We start from the raw sequence: 18347 nt of genomic DNA on the forward strand, positions 1-18347 counted from the left end.
TAGGGGGATGAAACCTTTTCATATATCGGTTGATGGAGTTTACACAAAATTCTTGACAGACCCTAAAAATGCTAATGAACTACTCTCTTTTATCAAACAAAAGTTTTAATTAACAGCTCAACATATCTCATACAATCGCATATCAAATATCCCTTCGCATAAGAGGAGGGATTTTTGATTTTTCATTCCCTCATTAATATGTCTAACTAACCGTAAAAACGATTTAGTTGCGAAAAATAACGAAGAATAGAAGCAAGAGATCCTCGTTCCAAAGGGGTGGCACTATAAGATAAAATGAATGCAACATTGCACCTTCGATTTGAAAAAAGTTTTAGACCAAGATATGACTAACTGGAGGAATATTATGAGAGCACCACGTCATCTGAGAATCTTCATACAAATCATTTTTGTGGTGACTTTGATTTCAGGTTGTTCCCAAACTAACAAACCAGTTGAGCCGACTGAATTCATCAAATATGAAGATAAAAATAATAACTTTGCTATTTCCTACCCAAAAGGTTGGACTATTGATTCCGAACAAAAAGATGTAAGTGTTTTGTTTGAATCCCCAAAAGAAAACGATCAAGATGCTATAACAGAAAGTATAAGTGTTAATGCGATCATATTGCCATTTGAAGCAACGGCGCCCTTGGAGAATTATAAAGATGGAATCATTGAGATGATTAAGAAGGGGTCACCTGGGATTGAGGTTCAAAATACAACCAAATTAAAAATTAAAGAGCATGAAGCTATGCAGATCCTATTAAAAGGAAAATATAATAATGTAGATTTAGCCTTTCAAATGACTTATGTGATTAAAGGTAAAATGGCATACATAATAGATTTGACTTGCTTATATGACGATCTTGAAAAATACGCCTCAACAATAGGGAAGGTCACAAACTCATTCGAGATCTTAGAATAAAATCCTGTTTTAGTAATTGAACAAATATGAAAATGTCCCTTGTACGATAAGGGACATTTTCTATTAAACTATGACAGATTTACAGAAGTAACAACTATTCAACAATAAGTAATTACTCTCGTTCCTTTAAGTGATCAATTGTAAAATTTCCTCTTTGTAAAGGTAAGCCTAAAATTCTCTACATTTATATATCTAAATATCTCTCGAGAATGACTCTATGTTTATCGGGCGGAATCTTACGAACATTTTCCCAATCGAAAAGTGTACGTTCATGTACTCCTAAATGTTTTGCAAATTCTCTCTTGGTGTATCCATGAAATAAACGCGCTTTTATAATACGTTCTTCTAAAGTGGATTCAGGTAATTGCTCAAAGCCACCTTAAAAAGAAACTGACACATTTAATACCCTGGAAAGCAACCTTAGGCTTGGAGGTGAAACTTTCAGTTTATTAGCTTCTGCTAATCCGAGTGTTCTTGTACATAATCCAGTGGTAGCGGCCAGATCGATTAAGTACATCTGTTTAGCTGTACGTGCTGCTCTAAGACGCCAACCAGGACTATCATCTTCCAAGTCCATAAAAGGGGAGTATGGTGTTTCCTTTTGTATAGATATTCGATGGGTATTATCTTCAGCCTTGTACGTGCGGATTCTTCGGTACCCGAGAGAAGCAAACTTGCTCATGCTCTCCCCAACAAATCTACAAATACCGCTCAAAGCTCTCAGGTCCCTTGCTAGACCGCATCGATCTGCACATCGAGGTGCCGAGAGTACCAGTTCAACTTCTTCACAACAGAAAAGCAGAGGAATCCTCAAAAGACATTCAGTAGAGAGTAGAACAAGCGAGGGCTGTCCAATGTGAACGATACCACTATCGTCCAGGATGTCCTTTTAACAGTGTGATGAACGGAGAAGAGCTGCGCCAATTTGCTCATCTAGATAAGGAAGGACAGGAGATGCTTCAGCTTGCCTTCGAGACATTAGGTTTGAGTGCAAGAGCCTACGATAGAATTGTAAAAGTGGCGAGAACGATTGCAGATTTAGATGGAGCTTCCCGAGTTGATGCTGCACATGTAGCAGAGGCAATTCGCTATAGAGCCTTGGACCGAGGCCTACTTTTTTAAACTTAAGTGATAACAAAATGATAAATGGAAAGGTAAAGGCAATTCTTCCAGTCAGTGAAAAAATTATCTTGCCATGATGAGCAATCCATAGGAAAAAAAGATCCATGCGATCAGGAACGATCCAAAGACTGCATTTCGCCTATAATCCTTATTGTTGACAATTTTCTTCATAATAAATGTAAAGTTTACAAAAAACAAAATAGCCAGAATCGGATTAAGAAATAACGCTGAGAAAACAATAAATCCCATATCATTCACCTCATCCAAATTATACCATATGCTTCTGGATGATTATCAATATGCGCAGTTTGGATCAGTATGCTTGCTACATAGTTTCGACTTCAAAGATGTCAGCGCTTGTCCATACGACATTTATTCCATTTTCCGAAGCGTTTAGTCAGCATGTGCCTCGTAAATGTACGCATTCCATAAAGACTAAACACTTCGCTACTGAGCATGTAACAATGGGTACTTTTTAACACATAACCTTATACAATCCTAACAACATAAAACACAAACTCCCCGCAATCCCCATTATCCCAAGGCCGACAATACTTCAAAGAGATCGACGTCATCCCTTGCTGCAGAGCCAGGAAAGACATTTCCTGATGCCCCTGTTGCCCAATTCGAGCTGGCGATGGTGGAGGAACAAAATGATTCGCATGCAACGATAAAAAGCGTGCATCTACTGGATTAGACAAATCCCATTGGTAGCCTGTTGAGGGATTTGGCCACTAGCGTAATCGTAAACAAATGGCCTGCCTGCACTTGTAGTGTATACGTTGAGGTCTTGACCACTGCATATCCTCCCTTTGGATGAAGACGATACCCATTTTCCATACCATATGAAAAATACTTGATAGATGCCAACGACGAAACAAGTAGTAAAAATTTTATTTTCATTTTTAAAATGCGATTCAGTTCAGCTTACGAGTTGTGGAATTACTTGATACACCTATCATTTAGCGAAATTATTATTATAGAAAATAGCCATTATACGTACAATGTTCCTAATTAATTTCAAACAATTAGTATGATCTGGAAAGGAATATGCAAGATGCTGGCGAATAAGTAGGGACAAAGACATATATTGTCGAAATGTCTGCTGTTATTTGTAATCTTTATTACCTAGTTATTGTTATGACTAGAAATATCCAGAGAGAGTAGAATTTCTTTTGCTCGTGCATGTAGGTACATTTCCCAGCACTTCCATGGCGCAAAAATATCTCGCGCATGGAAGAAGCTTTTTCTTTGTGTTCATACTTGCTAGGAAAGGGAAAGGAAAATTGATGGAGAGCATTGCAGAATTATTTAAGATAAAAGAGTACTACCACGCCTTTCAGCCCATTTGTCAACTTCCTGAGAAAAGTAGGATAGGGTATGAAGTATTACTTCGCAGTAAAGCGGGGATCCATCCAGAGGCATTGTTTTCTTTGGCGAAGGAAAACAAAATGCTGCCAGAACTCGACGCCCATTCCCTGCATCATGCGCTCTCGACTTTTTTTCATTCGTCGATTGAATACAAAAACGAGCTTTTATTTGTGAATATTTTTCCTTCAACCATAATAGAAGACACATTTCCTGACTTCATTCAAAAGATCGCTCGTTCCTTCCGTCCCTTTTTAAACCAAATCGTGTTGGAGATCAACGAATCGATTATGGAAGGAGAATGCTGGAGCGAACCCATTTTTACACGACGCATAGCTGAATTGAAAAAGATGGGGTTCCAAATTGCGTTGGATGATGTCGGAGATGGCGCGAATATATTCAGTAAAATAGAAGATATTTCGCCTGATTACATCAAGATTGATCGTTTTTTTTCGCAAGAGCTCTCGAACTCATTAGAAAAGCAAAAGACTGTAAAATTGTTTGTCGATTTTTGTAAAGATGCACCTCAACTCATTCTCGAAGGAGTTGAAGAAGAAGAAGATTTTGCTTGTGCTTCTTTATTGGGCGTTGCAATCGGCCAGGGATACTTGTTTGGTAAACCAGGCAGCTTGCCGGACGAATAAGAGGACAATGCAGAATTGGAGGAATTTTTATGGCTAGTGATAACAACGTACATTCTCGGAAGGCAACGCTTTCCTTAAAAATATCCGAGTTTGAAGTCCCTCCGATGCAGGATCTGTTGATCATCGGACGGAAAGCACCAATTGGACCTGAGGCTGTAAGGAGAATGGCGGATGCACTTTCCCCAGAGCAGTTTACTTTACTGAAGATGAATCATCCAAAGATTGAGGCAGTCTTGTTACGAAATACCCTTTTGCAAATGATTGATGAAAAATTATTGATGAAAATCATTCTGGAAGAGGCAGAGCGTATGATTAGCGACTCTATGGTTCTGCGATCTGAGTTGAAAATAGCATTGTCTGTTCAACGAGAGGTGGATCTATTATGAACATCTCCGACATCATGACGACGAAGATTTGTACCATCACCTCTGACAAAAGTGTCTCTTATGCGGCGGAGCGAATGAACGAATCTCATGTTGATTCGTTAGTTGTCATGGATCACGGAGAGGTACTGGGAATGGTTACGACGAGAGACGTGCTGTCCGCTCATCCTAACCGAATTGTTGCCGATGCTATGAGCAGTCAGCCGTTCTACCTGTCTGCCAATCACAATGTTTGGGAGGCCTATCACGCGCTTCATCAAGAACAAAATGGGCTGGCTTTGGTCAAGCAAGAGGATCAACTGATCGGATTCATCACAAAAGAAATCGTAGAGATGAAAATAGCAGAGTATCGAGACCCATTATCGGGTTTGTATCGCGCTCCATACATCCAGTTTATTGGAGAAAATCTTTTAAAGGAGCGTAAACCTTTCCATTTGCTTTTTATCGATTTGAACGACTTTGGCCGAATTAATAAGCTGCATGGCCATCCATTCGGGGATGATGTTATCCGCACCTATTCATCGGTTCTCTCTTCTTTGGCTGAAGAACAGGGTGATTACTTATGTCGTTATGCAGGGGACGAGTTTGTTTTGATCTCTACGATTTCCGATGAACAGATTCAGGAATACATTACGCTCATTACAAGTCCAACAAATGTGCTGGATATCTTTGTATCTGCAGCTGTTGGTCATGTGAACGGGTACAATACACCAGACTTCTTCGCTAGATCCTGGCGGGAACTAATCGCTGAAGCAAGTTTAGGCTCCTCAGCTGCCAAATTATCCAAGACACTATCTTCCACGGTCGGATAGGAAAAGTATAGTTTGCCAGCAATGCGCATAGACTTTTGGACAGGTTAAGAACTTTCTTTGCAACCAATTATTCTGTGTAACGTAATACTTGATGTGAATAGATCGATATGAGGAGGCAATGACATGATTGTAACTACTACCAGCATGATCCAAGGAAAAGAAGTTGAGGAGTATCTGGATATCGTTAGTGGAGAGGTAATCATGGGCGCAAACGTAGTCCGTGACTTTCTCGCAGGGATTACGGACATCATCGGAGGTAGAAGTGGCTCGTATGAGAGCAAGCTCTCAGAAGGTCGTGAACTGGCCTTGCGTGAAATGAAAGAAAAAGCGCGGGCATTAGGCGCAAACGCAGTAATTGGGGTTGATCTCGACTTCGAAACATTGCGAGAAGGTATGATGATGGTTATTGCCACAGGTACAGCTGTTCGTGTGAAGTAAGCCGGTAAACACCCGGCTTTCTTTTTTTACCGGAAGCGGTCCTAATACATAGCAAGCAAGGAGAAGTGAGCATGCAGGTTCAAGAAACTCTTCAGGATTTATCGAATAAGATAAACGCACAGCCACAAGGGATTGCTGGATTACATGCGGTTTACCATTTTGTCCTAAGTGGAGAAGAGGCGGGCACCTACGAGGTTGTTTTTGCCAATAATCAAGCGGACTACACGATGGGTGTGACAAGGGAAGCGGGCTGCAAGCTGGAGTTGTCTGACAAAGATTTTATTAAGCTCATAGAGGGACGTTTGAATCCCACCGTTGCTTTTGTAACGGGTAAGCTAAAAATTAGCGGAGAAATGGGACTTTCGTTTAAATTACAAACAATCTTACATCACTATCAATCACGAAATTAACGAAAAAACTAGTCAATTCTTTAAAGGTTGCGTTAAAATATGACCAAACAATGACACCTACTCCAACACAAAACGAGGGGAAACATGCGCCATATTTGTTCATTGATTGCGATTGTAAGCCAACTGGAAGAACAATCTGTGCGATTTGATTTTTATCAAGAAATCAGACGACCCAAGCCAGAACGTCAGTTATTAAAGCATCATGCACAATTACCGCGTCATTATTTCGATTATTTAATTCATTCAGGAGTATTAGAAGTAGAAAAAGATGCTCCTTATCAGCCGGGGAAAATCATGCCCGCTTCCATCGGTATGAACATACGCTCGCTCGGTGGAAATGTATTGTTTGACATGTGTTTTGCTCCGCAAACATATAAATTGTGGCAAAACACAGATGCAAGCATAGAAGACCTTTCTTTGCCTGCTGATATATTTGAAGAATATGTCTATCGATTGGGCGCCATCAGTCGCTTTCGCTATTTAGGCCGAATTGATGATCCCGAAACAGCGACCAAACTCGGTGAAAACGACATGATTGAATTCAAACGCGACTTTCTGTATTCGAAGACGGGAATTATTAAGTCTATTGTGGCGTTTGCAAATTCAAACAACGGGAATTTATTTTTAGGCATTACGGATGAGGGGACAGTGTGCGGGGTTGACCATGAAATCGAGCAGTATGGAGACCCGGACAAATACATTCTTGCTATTACGCAATACATTCAGGATAAGACGTCACCGTTTGTGGCCCCATTTCCCAAAATTTCGTTGAAAAAAATAGATGGGAAAACGGTGGTAGCTATTTTTGTAGAAGCCTCATCTGATTTGATTTGTGGTTTGGACAAAAACAATGAAAAGTATGTGGTCATTCGTACGAACAATCGCTCTGTTGTCGTGAAAGATCCGCACCAAATTGGTGAAATTTACGTGAAACGAAAGCTTGGCAGTGAGATCAGCCGTCGATTGGGACTTCTGTAGCGTTATCTTACAGGAATACACGAGGAGGGTTACTGCGTGATATCGTCTTTGCGTACTTGTCTACTGGTTATGATGGTGAGTAGCTTGTTCGTCACTGGCTGTGCACAGTCAGGTAAGGTTTCTGATGACATGAAAGATCATATCGAGACAGAGCTTGGAGCAGTTGAAAAAGTAACTGTGATGTCAACGGATGGACAGGAAGTATTATTGGACTTGCGTTTGTTTTTGCAAGAACTGTCTGGGCAGGGACAAAATTTACAAATATCATCCGAGCCATTAAAGCAAGAAGATGTACGTTTTACGTTTGTCCTCTACCGAACACAGCAGGCACCACTTGTCGTGACAGTGGGGGAGTCAGCAAGTGAGTTTGGAGGACACACATATCGTGGAGCGGGTGCCAGCTACTTTTATCAGTGGGTAAACAAGTTAACTGGCAAAGGAGTGCTCTCACAAAAAATTCAAAGCGTGCGTTTAGCTGCAGAGGACCTTGGTCAGGCGCGCGTGTTGAACGAATCAGAAGCAGAGTACATTAGGAAAGTAATGGGATCGGCAGTCGCAGAGATGGACAGTCGCAGTAAGCAGTATCCACTCTACCCCAACTATCGGATGAGAATAAATTCTACGGACAAACCGGTCGAGGTGGCTATTTTGACGCCGACGCTGATTGCTGTTCCCTTTGGGAGAGAAACGTTTTTCTTTCACGTAGAGGGTAGCCTCTTTTCGCGGTTAACGGAATGGTTACCCCCAAGCAAACGTAAGGAAGACCGGATCGACCAGTTATTTAAATCTACGCATATTCGCATCACAGCAAATGGTGAAATGAACGTGCATGATACAGAAGTGGATGTCACGCAGACGACAATCGAGCAAGGAATTGCCCATCAATCTGTCCGATTGCTAAAAAATGCAGATCCACTAAAAGATGCACCGAAAGAACCAGGCTTAAAACAATACGAACTTCATTTTTTGGTGAATGATACAGAACAGAGCATTGAACTTTATCCACGTTACTTTAAGTATGATCAAACTTGGTATATTCATGATGATCTAGCTGAAAACGAGTGGAAATTGTTTCAATCTCTACGAAAATGAGGGATTTCCTCATGAAGTTTCGTACTTCTGGTCACGATAAAAAGAACATATTACTACCACTTTTGCAGTTTTTGTCGTAGAATAGTTACGTTGCACTGATAGTGGAGGTTATGACCGGAAAAAGACAGACGTCTTTGGACCGGTCTAAAAGCCTGCCGATCTTTATCTGCCATAGGAGGATGGAGAATGAACATTCATGAGTATCAAGGTAAAGAGATACTTAAGCAGTACGGTGTAAAAGTTCCTGAAGGACGCGTAGCTTTCACAGTGGAAGAAGCTGTTGAAGCAGCGAAAGAACTGGGCACCCAAGTAAACGTAGTAAAAGCGCAAATTCACGCTGGTGGCCGTGGTAAGGCTGGCGGTGTAAAGGTTGCAAAAAATCTTGATGAAGTTCGTACATATGCCAGCGAAATTCTTGGCAAAGTACTGGTTACTCATCAAACAGGACCAGAAGGTAAAGAAGTTAAGCGCCTTCTGATCGAGCAAGGCTGCGACATCAAGAAAGAATACTACGTTGGTGTAGTTGTTGACCGTGCTACTGGAAGCGTTGTAATGATGGCTTCCGAAGAGGGCGGTATGGACATCGAGGAAGTAGCAGCAAACAATCCAGAAAAAATCTTTAAAGAAGTAGTTGATCCAGTAACAGGTTTGAATGGCTTCCAAGCTCGTCGCCTGGCTTACGCAATCAACATTCCAAAAGAATTGATTAACAAAGCTGCCAAGTTCATGATGAGCTTGTACCAAGCTTTTGTTGATAAAGATGCTTCTATCGCTGAAATCAACCCACTGGTTGTAACTGGCGACGGTGAAGTAATGGCACTGGATGCGAAATTGAACTTCGACAGCAACGCTCTCTATCGTCACCCTGACATCGTAGCTCTGCGCGATCTGGATGAAGAAGATGAGAAAGAAATCGAAGCTTCCAAGTTCGATCTGTCCTACATCGCACTTGATGGCAACATCGGTTGCATGGTAAACGGTGCAGGTCTGGCAATGGCAACAATGGACATCGTGAAATTCTACGGTGGAGACCCAGCTAACTTCCTTGACGTTGGTGGCGGAGCTACTGAAGAGAAAGTAACGGAAGCGTTTAAAATTATTCTCCGTGACGAAAAAGTAAAAGGTATTTTCGTCAACATTTTCGGCGGCATCATGAAATGCGACGTTATCGCAAACGGCGTAGTGAATGCAGCAAAACAAATCAAATTGGACAAACCTCTCGTTGTACGTCTTGAAGGTACAAACGTAGATTTGGGTAAGAAAATCCTCAATGAGTCCGGTTTGAACATCGTAGCTGCAGAATCTATGGCGGATGGCGCTGAGAAAATCGTATCCTTGGTGAAGTAAGATATTTCGAGAAGATACGTTAAGAAAACATCTCTCGATGCGAACTCAGTGCTGAGCGACCGCGACTCTTCGGAAAGTTTTCATGCGCTCCGGAAATTTATAAGCTTTAAGCTTATAAATTCCTACACGTTAAAAAAGGTGGGAAAATTACGCGATGAGTATTCTCGTTAATAAAAATACAAAAGTAATTACGCAAGGGATTACGGGTGCAACTGGTCTGTTCCACACTCGCGGAGCCGTTGAATACGGTACACAAATGGTGGGCGGTGTAACACCTGGTAAAGGTGGAACCGAAGTTGACGGTATTCCAATTTTCAACACAGTAAAAGAAGCAGTTGAAGCAACTGGTGCAACTGCATCCGTTATCTACGTTGCTCCTCCTTTCGCTGCTGACGCGATCATGGAAGCAGTTGACGCTGAACTGGATCTGGTAATCTGCATCACAGAAGGTATTCCAGTTCTGGACATGGTAAAAGTTAAGCGCTACATGGAAGGCAAGAAAACCCTTCTCGTAGGTCCTAACTGCCCTGGCGTAATCACTCCAGGTGAGTGCAAAATCGGTATCATGCCTGGTTACATCCATGTTCCAGGTAAAGTGGGTATCGTATCTCGCTCCGGTACCTTGACTTATGAAGCAGTTCACCAAACTTCTACTCGCGGCCTTGGTCAATCCACTGCTGTAGGTATCGGTGGAGACCCTGTAAAAGGTATGGAGTTCATCGATGTACTGAAAATGTTCAACGAAGATCCAGGTACTGAAGCAGTTATCATGCTGGGTGAAATCGGTGGTACTGCGGAAGAAGAAGCAGCAGAGTGGATCGCTGCTAACATGAAAAAACCAGTTGTAGGCTTCATCGGGGGACAAACTGCTCCTGAAGGAAAACGTATGGGCCACGCTGGTGCGATCATTTCCGGCGGTAAAGGTACAGCTGCTGAGAAAATCGCGAAGCTCGAAGAATGCGGTATTCGCGTAGCGAAAACACCTGCAGTTATCGGTGAAACACTTGTTGAATTGCTGAAAGAGCGCGGTATGCTCGAGAAAGTAATGGGCAAGTAAGCAGATAAGACAGAAGTGGACAGGCTTAGGCTTGTCCACTTTTTTATTTTTGAAGCAGCCTCTTTCTTTCGATAGAATAGCTTTCAAAACCGTCCGCTGTGACAATTGTGATCGGGATGAAGGAGGAGTTCGGATGGAAAAGGCGAAACTCGACGAGAGAGACTGGTTGTATGTGTTAACGATGATATCGGGTTTGGGAAGAAAGAAAATCCGAGAAATTTTTGAAATCGCTGGTTCCTTTCAGGTCGCGATCGAAAATTGGCATGAACTGGCCCGTGAGCTCAGATTGACTACCTTGATCACAGGGCAGGTTGACAAACAAAGCAATGAAGCTTCAGTGATGGCGCTATTGGAAAAGCGTGAAGAAGAGGGTACGCGCTTCTTATGTCCTTTTGACGAGGCTTATCCTGTTTCGCTCCGCAATATTCCAGACTCTCCACTGACGTTGTTTTATCGTGGAGATCACACATTATTGGAGAAAATGTCGATTGGTGTCGTTGGTTCGCGCAAGCCGACACCATATGGAAGAGCGAGTTGTAACTTTTTCGTCCGAGAGCTGGTACAGGCAGGCCTAGTCATCGTCTCAGGGGTAGCGTATGGAATTGATGCGGAAGCTCACCAAACTACCTTGAAAGCAGGCGGTAAGACAATAGGAGTGCTCGGTTGCGGAATGAATCATGTTTATCCTTCGCGACATAAAGAGCTTTATCACGAAATTGAATCTTTTGGCCTACTCCTCAGCGAATATCCTCCCCATATTCCACCAATAGCTGGATTATTTCCAGAGCGAAATCGTATCATAAGTGGACTTGCCATCGGTGTATTAGTAGTGGAAGCAGCAGAAAAAAGCGGATCATTGATTACGGCAGACTGTGCACTTGAGCAAGGTAAGGAAGTTTTTGCAATTCCTGGACCGATTTTTTCATTGATGAGCGCGGGACCGCATAACTTGATCAAACAAGGTGCAAAGCTAGTAACGTGCAGTAACGATATATGGGAGGAAATCAAACACCATCTTCCAAAAGCTGAGCAGATGCAGCGAGTCGAACAAAGAAATGGATCAGACGTTGTTCCCTTATCTAATGAAGAAAAAGCTATTGTAGAAGCTGTAACCTATGATGGCATTCATCTGGATGAGCTAATGAGCAGCTTAGAAAAAGACCAACGCCGGATGCTGCATCAACTGGTTATTCGCTTGGAAGCAAAAGGGGCAATCGTGGCACTTCCTGGCGGTTATTTTGCACGGCGATAGCATATCCGCTACCTTTTTGGCAATGCTTAGAGGCACAAGTGTTTGACAAACCGGATGAGGGTATTTAATAATAGGGAAGATTCCTTACTAAAAGGGGAGGAAAAAAATGGCTGATACGCTAGTAATCGTAGAATCCCCTACGAAGGCCAAGACCATTGGAAAATACCTGGGTAGTAAATATATCGTGAAAGCGTCTATCGGGCATGTGCGCGATTTGCCGAAAAGCCAAATGGGTGTAGACGTTACGCGTAATTTTGAACCCAAATACATAACCATTCGCGGCAAAGGCGATGTATTGAAGGGCTTAAAAGATGCCGCTAAAAAAGTAAAAAAAGTATATCTCGCAGCCGACCCGGATCGCGAAGGAGAGGCTATTGCTTGGCATTTGGCACAATACTTGGGGCTCGATTTGAGTCAGCCACTTCGCGTGGTATTTAATGAGATTACCAAAGATGCCATCAAAGAAGCGTTCAAGCATCCACGACACATAAACATGGACTTGGTAAATGCTCAACAGGCACGTCGCATTCTCGACAGACTCGTGGGCTACAATATCAGTCCAATTCTATGGAAAAAGGTTCGAAAAGGCTTGAGTGCTGGACGTGTTCAATCGGTTGCGGTAAAGCTTATCATGGATCGCGAGCGAGAGATCCAAGAGTTTATACCGGAAGAGTATTGGACGATTGCGAGTACTTTGATCAGCGATGGAAAAGAAATTAACGCGAAGTTTTATGGTTATGGCGATGAAAAGGTTGAGCTTCATTCGGAAGAGGATGTTGCAGCGGTATTGAAACGAATGAAGAACAAGCCATACGTGGTACAAAAGGTAACGAAGCGTGAGCGTAAGCGCAATCCTGCACCTCCTTTTATCACGAGTTCTTTACAGCAAGAGGCAGCGCGTAAGCTAAACTTCCGCACTTCTAAAACCATGCGAATTGCCCAAGAGCTATATGAGGGGATCGACGTTGGGAATAAAGAAGGCGCAGTTGGTTTGATTACCTATATGCGTACAGACTCTACTCGCCTATCTGCAACTGCACAGAACGAAGCACGTGAATACATACTTGAGAAGTACGGTTCAGACTATGTGTTATCTGAGCCACGCAATCAGGCAAAAAACGAAAATGCTCAAGATGCTCACGAAGCGATTCGTCCAACAGGTGTGATGCGTACACCAGATGAAATCAAGGAATACTTGTCGAGAGATCAGCTTCGCCTGTACCGATTAATTTGGGAGCGTTTCCTCGCCAGTCAAATGTCATCTGCTGTTCTTGATACGATGAGCGTAGATGTTGACGCAGGTGGAGTAACCTTCAGAGCAACAGGTTCAAAAGTGAAGTTTCCTGGATTTATGAAGGTATATATTGAAGGAAGCGATGATGGTGCAGAAGAAGAAGGCTTCTTACCACCCATTGTAGAAGGACAAATCCTCGAACAAAAAGAAATCGAGCCTAGTCAGCACTTTACACAACCACCACCTCGGTTCTCCGAAGCGCGCATGCTTAAATCGATGGAGGAGATGGGAATTGGACGACCTTCTACTTATGCTCCTACATTAGAGACGATTCAAAAGCGAGGCTATGTGGCGTTAGAGGAGAAGCGATTCGTACCGACTGAGCTAGGCGAGATTGTGATCACGCTTGTCGAGGAGTTTTTCCCGGAGATTCTTAATGTAGAATTCACTGCTCATATGGAATCGGGTTTGGATAACGTCGAAGCAGGAACTACGAATTGGGTGCATGTGCTTGATGATTTTTATCAAGACTTTGCAAAGCGCGTAGTTGTTGCAGAAGAAGAAATGAAAGAAGTAGAGCTGAAAGCAGAAGAATCGGATGAAACATGTGAGCTCTGCGGCCGCGTGATGGTTTATAAGCTAGGTCGATTTGGCAAGTTTTTAGCTTGTTCCGGATTCCCGGATTGCCGTAATACAAAGCCGATTGTTAAAGAAGTCGGAGTAAAATGCCCGCAGTGTGAAACCGGAGAGATTATCGAACGTAAATCTAAGAAGAGCCGTATTTTTTACGGTTGCAATCAATATCCGGAATGCGAGTTTGTATCGTGGGACAAACCGATTGCCAGACCTTGTCCAAAATGCTCAAGCATGCTCGTGGAGAAAAAGCGCAAGAAGCAAGGAGTTAGCATTATTTGCACCAAGTGTGATTATCAAGAAGAAGCAGACTCCTAAGCAGCTTGATTTGATTTTGTAGTTTGGAGGATTAACAGCATGTCACAACCAACAATTACAGTAGTGGGCGCTGGCCTCGCTGGTAGCGAGGCAGCATGGCAAATCGCGCAGGCGGGTGTAAAAGTAAAGCTGTATGAAATGAGACCGAAGACACAGACGCCTGCGCACCATACCGATAAATTTGCAGAGTTGGTATGCAGTAATTCATTGCGTGCTAACACGCTGACGAATGCAGTAGGTGTATTAAAAGAAGAAATGCGTCGACTGAACTCTGTCATTATCGATTCAGCAGATCGCTGCGCGGTTCCAGCTGGAGGCGCGCTTGCTGTAGATAGACACGAGTTCGCGGCTCATGTTACAGATGCCGTTCGTAATCATCCATTGGTTGAGGTCATTTCGGAAGAGATTACCGAGATTCCTGATGGGATTGTAGTAGTTGCGACGGGACCACTTACTTCTCCAGCTTTGTCTCAACAGTTAAAAGAACTGACGGGTGAAGAATATCTGTACTTCTATGATGCAGCTGCACCCATTATCGAAAAAGATTCGATTGATATGAACAAGGTATTTGTTGCTTCCAGATATGATAAAGGTGAAGCAGCCTACTTGAACTGCCCGATGACAGAAGAGGAGTTTAATCGCTTCTATGATGCGTTGATCTCCGCAGAAACAGTTCCATTGAAGGAATTTGAAAAGGAAATCTTCTTCGAAGGCTGCATGCCAATTGAAGTATTGGCAAAGCGTGGGCACAAAACTATGACATTTGGTCCCATGAAGCCAGTAGGTCTGGTTGATCCGCGTACAGGCAAAAAGTCTTACGCGGTTGTACAGCTTCGTCAGGACAATAGTGCTGCGACGTTGTATAACATCGTAGGTTTCCAGACTCATCTGAAATGGCCGGATCAAAAAAGAGTCTTTTCACTGATTCCTGGGTTGGAAAACTGCGAAATCGTTCGTTATGGCGTCATGCACCGTAACACCTTTATCAACTCGCCAAAACTGTTGAATCCTACGTATCAGTATAAAGATCGGGAAACGCTTTTCTTTGCTGGTCAAATGACTGGTGTAGAAGGATATGTAGAGTCAGCGGCATCTGGTTTGCTTGCCGGGATAAATGCAGCTCGACTCGCAAAAGGAGAAGAATTGATCGTGCTTCCGCCTGAAACAATTATGGGAAGCATGGCTCGCTATATTACAACTGCAGATCTAAAGCATTTCCAACCAATGAACGCAAACTTCGGGTTGGTACCGGAATGGCCAGAAAGAATCCGAGACAAGCGTGTGAAAAATGAAAAGCTCGCTGAGCGGGCGCTAGATACAATTCAGAATTTTACACAAGAACGACACAATTAACATTGATATCCGATTTTCGTCTGTGTTACTATATAGGTGCTTCGAGGAGGGTGCATCCCGTATGGACATTTCGCATCAAAATTCTGCGGATATTGAGATGTTTACCCGCTATTTGCGAGTTGAAAAAAACGCCTCTCCTCATACGGTGAAGCAGTATGTGGCAGATATCAGCGAATTTGTCTCCTTTATGGAACAGCACCAAATCACCGTATTTGCTGCTGTTTCTTATTTGCATGGTCGCTCCTTTCTCTCGCAATTGGCTGGCAGGGGGCTTTCCCGGCGAAGTATTGCCCGCAAGCTTTCCAGTTTGCGTAGCTTGTACCGATTTCTGTTGCGTGAAGGTCAACTGGAACAGAACCCATTTCAACTAGTCTCCACTCCCAAAATGGAGAAGAAACTTCCTTCCTTTTTATATCCGCAAGAAGTTCAAGCTTTTTTCGATCTGCCTGATACAACCACTCCATTGGGAATTCGTGATCGTCTGATTTTTGAACTGTTGTATGCAAGCGGCATGCGTGTTACGGAGCTCACAACTTTATCTGTAAATGATGTGAATCCGAGCATGGGAGTCGCCTTGGTTTATGGAAAAGGAGCGAAAGAACGGTATGTGCCGGTTGGAAGTTATGCCTGCGACGTTCTTCGGCAATACCTAGAGTATGGAAGAGAAAAACTGTTGGCTGGAAAAGTAGAACACGGTAATTTGCTGGTTAACTATCGGGGAGAACCGTTATCCGACCGCAGTGTTCGGCGGATTGTAGACAAATACGTAGATACGTACGCTCTTCAATTGCGGGTTTCACCACATACTTTTCGTCATACGTTTGCAACCCATATGTTGAACGGCGGCGCTGATTTGCGTACCGTGCAAGAATTATTGGGACACGTCAATGTTTCGACGACACAGGTGTACACGCATGTGACCAAAGAGCGACTTAGGCATGTATATGACACCGCTCACCCACGAGCAAACCCGGGCAATACAGGTTCCGCCAATTAGACATAACGGGAGGAATCAGTGATGGAACAGTTTCACGCAACAACCATATTTGCTGTACAGCACAATGGGTCTGTAGCGATGGCCGGAGATGGTCAGGTTACTTTTGGCAACAGCATGGTGATGAAGCACGGTGCCAAAAAAGTAAGACGTCTATATCGCGGCGAAGTTTTAGCAGGATTCGCTGGCTCTGTTGCTGATGCTATTACGCTTTTTGAGAAGTTTGAAGGAAAGCTGGAGGAGTATCACGGTAATCTGCAGCGTGCTGCTGTAGAGCTGGCGAAAGAGTGGCGCATGGATAAAATTTTGCGTCGTTTGGAAGCAATGATGATTGTTGCCAATAAGGAGCACTTGTTGCTTATTTCCGGAAATGGCGAAATCATTGAGCCTGATGATGGGATTCTTGCAATTGGTTCTGGCGGTAGCTTTGCCCTTGCAGCAGGTCGTGCATTGAAGACATATGCGCCTCATCTCGGCGCACGTGAAATTGCGGAAGCATCGCTTCGTACTGCTGCTGAAATTTGCGTGTTCACAAACAACAATCTTGTTGTGGATGAGTTGAATTGAGCGAAAGGGAGGAACCTACTTTGCTGAATCTTGAGCAATTAACCCCGCGTAAGATCGTAGAGCATTTGGATAAATACATTGTCGGGCAGGCACAAGCCAAGAAAGCCATCGCTGTAGCGCTTCGCAACCGCTATCGTCGCAGTCGTTTGCCGGAGCAAATGATTGAAGAGGTTGTTCCAAAAAACATCTTGATGATCGGACCTACTGGTGTTGGAAAAACGGAAATTGCACGTCGGATTGCCAAACTGACAGGTGCTCCTTTTATTAAAGTAGAAGCAACGAAGTTTACGGAAGTCGGTTATGTAGGACGAGATGTGGAATCGATGGTCCGTGATCTGGTGGAGGCTTCTATCCGTACGGTCAAACAGGAAAAAGTAGAGTCGGTGAAAGAGAAAGCCGAGAAGCTTGCGAATGAAGCGATTGTGAACGTACTTGTCCCATCACGCAAGCAGTCGAACTCGTTCAAAAATCCGTTGGAGATGTTCTTCGGCGGACAGCAGCAACAGCAGCAGGATACCACTGATCAAGAAGAAGTGTCGATCCAGCAGCAACGCAGACAAGTCATGTGGCAATTGACGAATGGCCAGTTAGAAGAGCAAATGATTGAGATTGAAGTCGAAGATCAATCACCTTCGATGTTTGACATGTTCCAGGTTCCGGGTACAGAACAAATGGGGATGCAAATGCAAGATATGCTCGGTAGTCTGATGCCTAAGCGGATGAAGAAACGAAAATTGCGAATAAAAGATGCGCGAAAGGTATTAATTCAGCAGGAAGCGCAAAAACTGGTGGATATGGACGAAGTTACGCAGGAGTCAATTCGTCGAGCTGAACAACACGGTATTATCTTCATTGACGAAATTGACAAGATTGCGGGTAAGGATGGGCGTGGCCCGGATGTATCTCGTGAAGGAGTCCAGCGTGATATTTTACCGATTGTGGAAGGCTCAACTGTCATGACCAAATATGGTCCTGTCAAAACAGATTACGTTCTGTTCATCGCAGCTGGTGCTTTTCACATGGCAAAACCATCAGATTTGATTCCTGAATTGCAAGGCCGTTTTCCGATTCGGGTAGAGCTGACTAGCTTGCGCGTTGAAGATTTTGTCCGAATTTTGACAGAGCCTAAAAACGCGTTGCTCAAGCAGTACGTAGCCCTCTTGGAAACAGAAGGTGTGCGTATTGAATTTACGCCGGAAGCCATTCAGGAACTCGCTCGTCTCGCTGCTGAGGTCAATCAGAGCACAGATAACATTGGTGCTAGACGATTGCACACCATATTGGAGAAGCTACTGGAGGATCTCTCTTTTGAAGCCCCAGAAATCCACCTAGAAGTTGTACAGATTACCCCCGATTATGTCAAACAGAAATTAGGTACAATCGTGGGGAACAAAGACTTGAGTCAATATATTTTATAAAC

General features: G+C 43.4%; 19 protein-coding genes and 1 pseudogene. 18 read left to right on the plus strand and 2 right to left on the minus strand.

What is annotated here, in order from left to right; all coding sequences use genetic code 11:
* Positions 1–364: 364 nt before the first annotated feature.
* Positions 365–925 (plus strand): PsbP-related protein, encoded by a 561-nt coding sequence (locus tag C7R93_RS18845; protein ID WP_158264036.1) that lies wholly within the window; start codon positions 365–367, stop codon positions 923–925.
* A gap of 184 nt (positions 926–1109) precedes the next feature.
* Here C7R93_RS18845 and C7R93_RS31055 read toward each other — a convergent pair whose 3' ends face one another.
* A complete protein-coding gene (locus C7R93_RS31055; RefSeq protein ID WP_341866944.1) occupies positions 1110–1262 on the minus strand; it encodes a helix-turn-helix domain-containing protein in 153 nt (50 codons plus the stop codon).
* 272 nt (positions 1263–1534) lie between these two features.
* Here C7R93_RS31055 and C7R93_RS18850 point away from each other — a divergent pair, with 272 nt between their 5' ends.
* Together C7R93_RS18850 and C7R93_RS18855 are read left to right on the plus strand one after the other, a co-directional pair.
* Positions 1535–1753, plus strand: a complete 219-nt coding sequence (locus tag C7R93_RS18850) for an ATP-binding protein (protein ID WP_106840265.1) — start codon at positions 1535–1537, stop codon at positions 1751–1753.
* A 12-nt stretch (positions 1754–1765) separates the two neighbouring features.
* A pseudogene (locus tag C7R93_RS18855) lies at positions 1766–2047 on the plus strand (magnesium chelatase subunit ChlI family protein); the annotation flags it as partial.
* Positions 2048–2535: 488 nt separating this feature from the next.
* Here the strand turns inward: C7R93_RS18855 and C7R93_RS30720 are convergent.
* Positions 2536–2748, minus strand: coding sequence for a protease inhibitor I42 family protein (locus tag C7R93_RS30720; protein WP_341866940.1), 213 nt, complete (start codon positions 2746–2748; stop codon positions 2536–2538).
* A gap of 588 nt (positions 2749–3336) precedes the next feature.
* Here C7R93_RS30720 and C7R93_RS18870 point away from each other — a divergent pair.
* The 15 genes from C7R93_RS18870 (at position 3337) to hslU (ending at position 18345) form a co-directional block, all read left to right on the plus strand.
* Positions 3337–4059 (plus strand): EAL domain-containing protein, encoded by a 723-nt coding sequence (locus tag C7R93_RS18870; protein WP_106840376.1) that lies wholly within the window; start codon positions 3337–3339, stop codon positions 4057–4059.
* A 29-nt stretch (positions 4060–4088) separates the two neighbouring features.
* Positions 4089–4445, plus strand: coding sequence for a hypothetical protein (locus C7R93_RS18875; RefSeq protein WP_106840268.1), 357 nt, complete (start codon positions 4089–4091; stop codon positions 4443–4445).
* Positions 4442–5254 carry a CBS domain-containing protein gene (locus C7R93_RS18880; RefSeq protein ID WP_106840269.1) on the plus strand — a complete coding sequence of 271 codons (813 nt, stop codon included), beginning with the start codon at positions 4442–4444 and terminating at the stop codon, positions 5252–5254. The genes C7R93_RS18875 and C7R93_RS18880 overlap by 4 nt, the downstream gene beginning before the upstream one ends.
* Positions 5255–5377: 123 nt before the next feature.
* On the plus strand, positions 5378–5692 hold the full coding sequence (locus tag C7R93_RS18885) for a YbjQ family protein (protein WP_047067945.1): 315 nt from the start codon (positions 5378–5380) through the stop codon (positions 5690–5692).
* A 71-nt stretch (positions 5693–5763) separates the two neighbouring features.
* On the plus strand, positions 5764–6102 hold the full coding sequence (locus C7R93_RS18890; protein ID WP_106840270.1) for an SCP2 sterol-binding domain-containing protein: 339 nt from the start codon (positions 5764–5766) through the stop codon (positions 6100–6102).
* Between the two features lie 84 nt (positions 6103–6186).
* Positions 6187–7080: an AlbA family DNA-binding domain-containing protein gene (locus C7R93_RS18895; RefSeq protein WP_106840271.1), complete on the plus strand. Its 894-nt coding sequence runs from the start codon at positions 6187–6189 to the stop codon at positions 7078–7080.
* Positions 7081–7116: 36 nt separating this feature from the next.
* Positions 7117–8172 carry a hypothetical protein gene (locus C7R93_RS18900; protein ID WP_106840272.1) on the plus strand — a complete coding sequence of 352 codons (1056 nt, stop codon included), beginning with the start codon at positions 7117–7119 and terminating at the stop codon, positions 8170–8172.
* A 186-nt stretch (positions 8173–8358) separates the two neighbouring features.
* Positions 8359–9519 (plus strand): ADP-forming succinate--CoA ligase subunit beta, encoded by a 1161-nt coding sequence (sucC, locus tag C7R93_RS18905; protein ID WP_007719385.1) that lies wholly within the window; start codon positions 8359–8361, stop codon positions 9517–9519.
* Positions 9520–9673: 154 nt separating this feature from the next.
* Positions 9674–10576, plus strand: a complete 903-nt coding sequence (sucD, locus tag C7R93_RS18910) for a succinate--CoA ligase subunit alpha (RefSeq protein ID WP_007719376.1) — start codon at positions 9674–9676, stop codon at positions 10574–10576.
* A 133-nt stretch (positions 10577–10709) separates the two neighbouring features.
* Positions 10710–11828, plus strand: coding sequence for a DNA-processing protein DprA (gene dprA, locus C7R93_RS18915; protein ID WP_106840273.1), 1119 nt, complete (start codon positions 10710–10712; stop codon positions 11826–11828).
* Positions 11829–11934: 106 nt separating this feature from the next.
* The gene (gene topA, locus C7R93_RS18920) at positions 11935–14013 is read left to right on the plus strand and encodes a type I DNA topoisomerase (RefSeq protein ID WP_106840274.1); all 2079 of its coding nucleotides are present in this window, start codon (positions 11935–11937) and stop codon (positions 14011–14013) included.
* Positions 14014–14052: 39 nt separating this feature from the next.
* On the plus strand, positions 14053–15366 hold the full coding sequence (trmFO, locus tag C7R93_RS18925) for an FADH(2)-oxidizing methylenetetrahydrofolate--tRNA-(uracil(54)-C(5))-methyltransferase TrmFO (RefSeq protein ID WP_106840275.1): 1314 nt from the start codon (positions 14053–14055) through the stop codon (positions 15364–15366).
* Between the two features lie 61 nt (positions 15367–15427).
* The gene (gene xerC / locus C7R93_RS18930) at positions 15428–16363 is read left to right on the plus strand and encodes a tyrosine recombinase XerC (RefSeq protein ID WP_106840276.1); all 936 of its coding nucleotides are present in this window, start codon (positions 15428–15430) and stop codon (positions 16361–16363) included.
* A 21-nt stretch (positions 16364–16384) separates the two neighbouring features.
* Entirely contained in the window at positions 16385–16927 is a 543-nt protein-coding gene (gene hslV, locus C7R93_RS18935) for an ATP-dependent protease subunit HslV (RefSeq protein ID WP_015891764.1), read from the plus strand.
* Between the two features lie 20 nt (positions 16928–16947).
* Complete coding sequence (gene hslU, locus C7R93_RS18940; protein WP_279629452.1) at positions 16948–18345, plus strand: ATP-dependent protease ATPase subunit HslU; 1398 nt, start codon at positions 16948–16950, stop codon at positions 18343–18345.
* Positions 18346–18347 lie beyond the last annotated feature (2 nt).

Source organism: Brevibacillus fortis, from assembly GCF_003013395.1.
In the GTDB taxonomy this organism is placed as follows: Bacteria; Bacillota; Bacilli; order Brevibacillales; family Brevibacillaceae; genus Brevibacillus; species Brevibacillus fortis.